Here is a 4,134-nt window from a genome sequence, read left to right as displayed (position 1 = left end):
TGCCGAGGCGGGATTGGTAGTAGTAGTCGCGCTTGGGCTGCGCGGTGGCGACGATTTCGATCTGCCGCCTGTTGAGGCCGAAGCCCTCGTAGATCGTGCGAATCTGCGGCTCGGTCGCCTGCGGGTTCGGCAGGAAGATGCGGCTGGCGCAGCTTTCGATGATCGCGGGCGCGATGCTCGAATCCTTGATGTCGGCGAGGCTCTGCGTGGCAAAGATCACCGAGACGTTCTTCTTGCGCAGCGTCTTGAGCCACTGGCGGATGCGTGCGGCGAATACCGGGTCATCGAGGAACAGCCACGCTTCATCAAGGATCAGCAGCGTGGGTGCCCCGTCAAAGCGTTCATCGAAACGGGCAAAGAGGTAATGCAGCACGGCCATGACGGCGGCCTTGCTGTGCATCAACTCCTCCATCTCGAAGCACTGCACGTCGGCCATGCCCAGGCGGTCACGGTCGGCGTCCAGCAGCTTGCCGTGCGCGCCGCCCAGCACATAAGGCGCGAGCGCCTGGCGCAGCGCATTCGATTGCAGCAGCACCGACAGGCCGGTCATCGTGCGCTGCTCCACCGGCGCACCGGCAAGGCTGCCGAGTGCCGACCAGATCGCTGCCTTCTCGTCCGGGCCGACCGTCACGCCCACATGCCGCAAGCGGCCTTCGATCCATTCGGCGGCCCAGGTGCGGTAGCCCTCGCGGTCGATGTGGGCCAACGGCTGGAAAGCGATTTCGCCATCCGTGCCCAGGTCGTAGTGCTCGCCGCCCAGCCCGAGGATCGTGGCCCGCATGGAGCGCCCCATGTCGAACGCGAAGATGCGCGAGCCGCGATAGCGGCGGAACTGCATTGCCAGCGTGGCGAGCAAGACCGACTTGCCCATGCCGGTCGGCCCCGCGACCAGCGTGTGGCCCACGTCGCCGATGTGCGTCACCAGCCGGAACGGCGTGGCGCCATCGGTGCGCGTGACGATCAGCGGCGGGCCGTCGAGGTGGTCGTTCTTCTCCGGCCCAGCCCAGACCGCCGATACCGGCATCATGTGCGCTAGGTTCAGCGTCGAGACGATGGGCTGGCGCACATTGGCGTAGGCATTGCCGGGGATCGAAGACAGCCAGGCATCGACCGCGTTCAAGGTTTCGGGAATCGTCACGAACCCGCGCCCCTGGATGACGCGCTCCACCATGCGCAGCTTCTCGTCGGCTACGGCGGCGTCCTCGTCCATGACGGTGACGGTCGCCGTCAGGTAGCCGAAGGACACCTGGTCGCTGCCTAACTCCTGCAAGGCAGCGTCTGCATCGGCTGCCTTGTTGCTGGCGTCGGTATCGACCAGCGGGCTTTCCTGCTGGAAGATCGTTTCGCGCAGGAGCGCGATGACGTTCTTGCGCTTGGCGAACCATTGGCGGCGCAGGCGACCCAACTCCCGTTCCGCTTCGGCTTTGTCGAGGCAGAGAAAGCGCGTGCTCCAGCGATAGGCAAAGCCGAGGCGGTTGAGGTCGTCCAGAATTCCCGGCCAGGTCGAGGTCGGAAAGCCCCGCACCGACACCACGCGCAGGTGCTGGTCGCCGAGCATGGGTGCCAGGCCACCGACCAGCGCGGAGTCGGCCAGCAGCGCGTCGATGTGGAACGGCACCTCGGGCACGCTGACGCGATAGCGCCGCGTCGAGATGGTGGCGTGCAGGTAGGTCAGCGTCTGGCTGTCATCGAGCCAGGCGATTTCCGGCATCACGCCGTCGAGCAGGTCGAATACGCGATCGGTTTCCGCGAAGAAGGCTTGCAGCCGCTCGCGCCAGTCCACGCCTTCGCTGGGCCGGTTCTCGTACAGCATTCCCGCTGCACGGGCGCGCGACTCCTCGGGCGGGAGGTACACCAGCGTCAGGTGATAGCCGCTCTCGAAGTGGTTGCCCGAGTCCTCGAAGGTGGCCCGGCGTTCCTCGTCCACCAGCCAGGACAGCGGTTCGGGGAACTCCGAGTGTGGATAGTCGGCGGCGGCGCGGCGCTCGGCTTCGATGAACAGCGCCCAGCCCGAACCCAGCCGGCGCAATGCGTTGTTCAAGCGCGCCGACGTGGAGATCAGCTCGCCTTGCGTGGCGCTGTCGAGGTCAGGCCCGCGAAACCGGGCCGTGCGCTGGAAACTGCCGTCCTTGTTCAAGACGACGCCCGGCGCAACCAATCCAGCCCACGGCAGCCAGTCGGCGAGCATGGCCGGGCGCTGGCGATATTCGGCAAGGTTCAGCATGGCGGCATCCCCCTACACGTCCAGCAGCGGACGATGCTTGATGTGCCGGGCGAAGACCTGCATGAACTGCGGATCGACGCGCGCTCCCCATACCGCCAGCGAATGGCCGGTGATCCAGAGCACGATGCCGGGAATCCACAGTTGCAGGCCCAGCCCGACAGCAGCGGCCAGCGTGCCGTTGGCGATCGCCACGGTGCGCGGTGCGCCGCCCAGCAAGATCGGCTCGGTCAGCGAGCGGTGCAGCGGCACCTCGAATCCGGCCGCGAAGCTATCCGGGCCGCTCATACGACAGCCCCGCCGGAGAAGCTGAAGAACGACAGGAAGAAGCTCGAAGCGGCAAAGGCGATGCTCAAGCCGAACACGATCTGGATCAGCTTGCGGAAACCGCCCGACGTGTCGCCGAAGGCCAGCGCAAGGCCGGTGGCGATGATGATGATGACCGCGACGATGCGTGCCACCGGCCCCTGGATGGATTCGAGGATGGATTGCAGCGGGCCTTCCCACGGCATCGAGGAACCGGCGGCCTGTGCGGTTCCGGCCAGGAACAGCAGCAGCGCGGCCAGCAGCAGCCCTTGCCCCGCAGGGCGGGCCAGGCTGAGCAGCCGTGCAAGGCGCAAAGCCGGATTTACGGAAAAACGGAAGGCATAGGCATGCGTCATGGCAGTTCTCCAAGTGAGTCAGGAAACGGGGAAGTCGCCGCAGTGGGTCCGGCATCGGGAAGTGGCAGCAACTCGGGAAACGGCATGTCCTGCGCGTCCGTCTCCCAATCCGCCAATCGGTATCCCAGGCCGTCGAAGCCGACGACGCGGGCGATGCTCTCGATGCGGCGCTTGCGTCCACGCCCGGCGATGTGGATCACCACGTTGACCGCCTCGGCGATCAGCGCACGGGGCGGGTTCACGGCTACTTCGAGAATCAGTTGCTCCAGGCGCAGCAGCGCGCCGAGCGCGGAGCCGGCGTGGATCGTGGCGATGCCGCCGGGGTGGCCCGTGCCCCAGACCTTGATGAGATCCAGCGCCTCGGCGCCGCGCACCTCGCCGACGACGACGCGATCCGGTCGCAGGCGCATGGATGAACGCACCAACTCGGTCATCGACACTACGCCTTGCCGCGTGCGCAGCGGCACGTGGTCGCGGGCCGCGCATTGCAGTTCCACCGTGTCTTCGAGTACGAGCACGCGGTCGCCCGTGGCGGCGATCTCGGCCAGCAACGCATTGGCGAGCGTGGTCTTGCCGCTGCTGGTGGCGCCGGCGATCAAGACGTTCTGGCGTTCGCGCACAGCGTGCACCAGAAAGCCCGCCTGGGCGCTGGTAATCATCCCGTCGATGACGTACCGCTCCAGCAGGATCACGCCGATGGCGCGCTTGCGCAACGCGAAGGCCGGCCCCGGTGCGGCCGGCGGCAAGATGCCCTCGAAGCGTTCTCCTGTTTCCGGCAACTCGGCCGACAGCAGAGGTTGGCCGCGATGCACCTCCGCACCGACGTGGGCCGCGACAAGGCGAATGATGCGTTCACCATCGGCCTCGGGTAGCTCCACACCCATCGGTGCGCGGCCTGACGAAAGCCGGTCGATCCACAAGGTGCGATCAGGGTTCAGCATCACTTCCACCACGTCCGGGTCTTCCAGCGCGGCAGCGATCAACGGCCCCATGGCCGTGCGCAGCATCTGGATGCGACGGTCGAGCGACGTGGCGCTCATGGACTGCCGAGCGGCGCTCATGACGCACGCTCTTGCGCTTGCGCGGTTGCCGCCGCGTCTTCCATCCGCATTGGGTCGGGATGCAGCTCCTCCACCACGTCGCGCACTAAGCTCCGGCCCCGCAGCAGGTGGCGGCCGAGTTGTTCGATGAACTGCTCGAAGCGCGCTTTGCCCTGGGCGCGAGCCGCGTCTTGGTGCGCCTCGGGAACCG

The 4,134-nt window shown here is 66.9% G+C and carries 4 protein-coding genes and 1 pseudogene; all 5 read right to left on the bottom strand.

Annotated elements, in window-relative coordinates; genetic code table 11:
* Positions 1-2,224, bottom strand: a 2,224-nt coding sequence (gene trbE, locus WBB14_RS14260) for a conjugal transfer protein TrbE (RefSeq protein ID WP_424240413.1), incomplete at its 3' end; no start/stop codon positions are given.
* 12 nt (positions 2,225-2,236) lie between these two features.
* Positions 2,237-2,509 (bottom strand): VirB3 family type IV secretion system protein, encoded by a 273-nt coding sequence (locus tag WBB14_RS14255; RefSeq protein ID WP_180884162.1) that lies wholly within the window; start codon positions 2,507-2,509, stop codon positions 2,237-2,239.
* Positions 2,506-2,883 (bottom strand): TrbC/VirB2 family protein, encoded by a 378-nt coding sequence (locus WBB14_RS14250; protein ID WP_424240412.1) that lies wholly within the window; start codon positions 2,881-2,883, stop codon positions 2,506-2,508. Before WBB14_RS14250 ends, WBB14_RS14255 begins: the two co-directional genes overlap by 4 nt.
* Positions 2,880-3,944 (bottom strand): P-type conjugative transfer ATPase TrbB, encoded by a 1,065-nt coding sequence (gene trbB / locus WBB14_RS14245; RefSeq protein ID WP_424240411.1) that lies wholly within the window; start codon positions 3,942-3,944, stop codon positions 2,880-2,882. The genes WBB14_RS14250 and trbB overlap by 4 nt, the downstream gene beginning before the upstream one ends.
* Positions 3,941-4,134 (bottom strand): annotated as a pseudogene (locus tag WBB14_RS14240) (CopG family transcriptional regulator); the annotation flags it as partial. The pseudogene WBB14_RS14240 and the gene trbB, both read right to left, overlap by 4 nt.

It is taken from the genome of Achromobacter sp., from assembly GCF_049647645.1.
In the GTDB taxonomy this organism is placed as follows: domain Bacteria; phylum Pseudomonadota; class Gammaproteobacteria; order Burkholderiales; family Burkholderiaceae_B; genus Achromobacter.
The sequence above is the reverse complement of the archived record's forward strand: the minus strand, read 5'-3'. Positions and strand labels throughout refer to the sequence as shown.

Coding starts and splice junctions, on each gene's coding strand:
- trbB (WP_424240411.1), bottom strand. CDS start 3,944: ATGAGCGCCGCTCGGCAGTCCATGAGCGCCACGTCGCTCGACCGTCGC.
- WBB14_RS14255 (WP_180884162.1), bottom strand. CDS start 2,509: ATGAGCGGCCCGGATAGCTTCGCGGCCGGATTCGAGGTGCCGCTGCAC.
- WBB14_RS14250 (WP_424240412.1), bottom strand. CDS start 2,883: ATGACGCATGCCTATGCCTTCCGTTTTTCCGTAAATCCGGCTTTGCGC.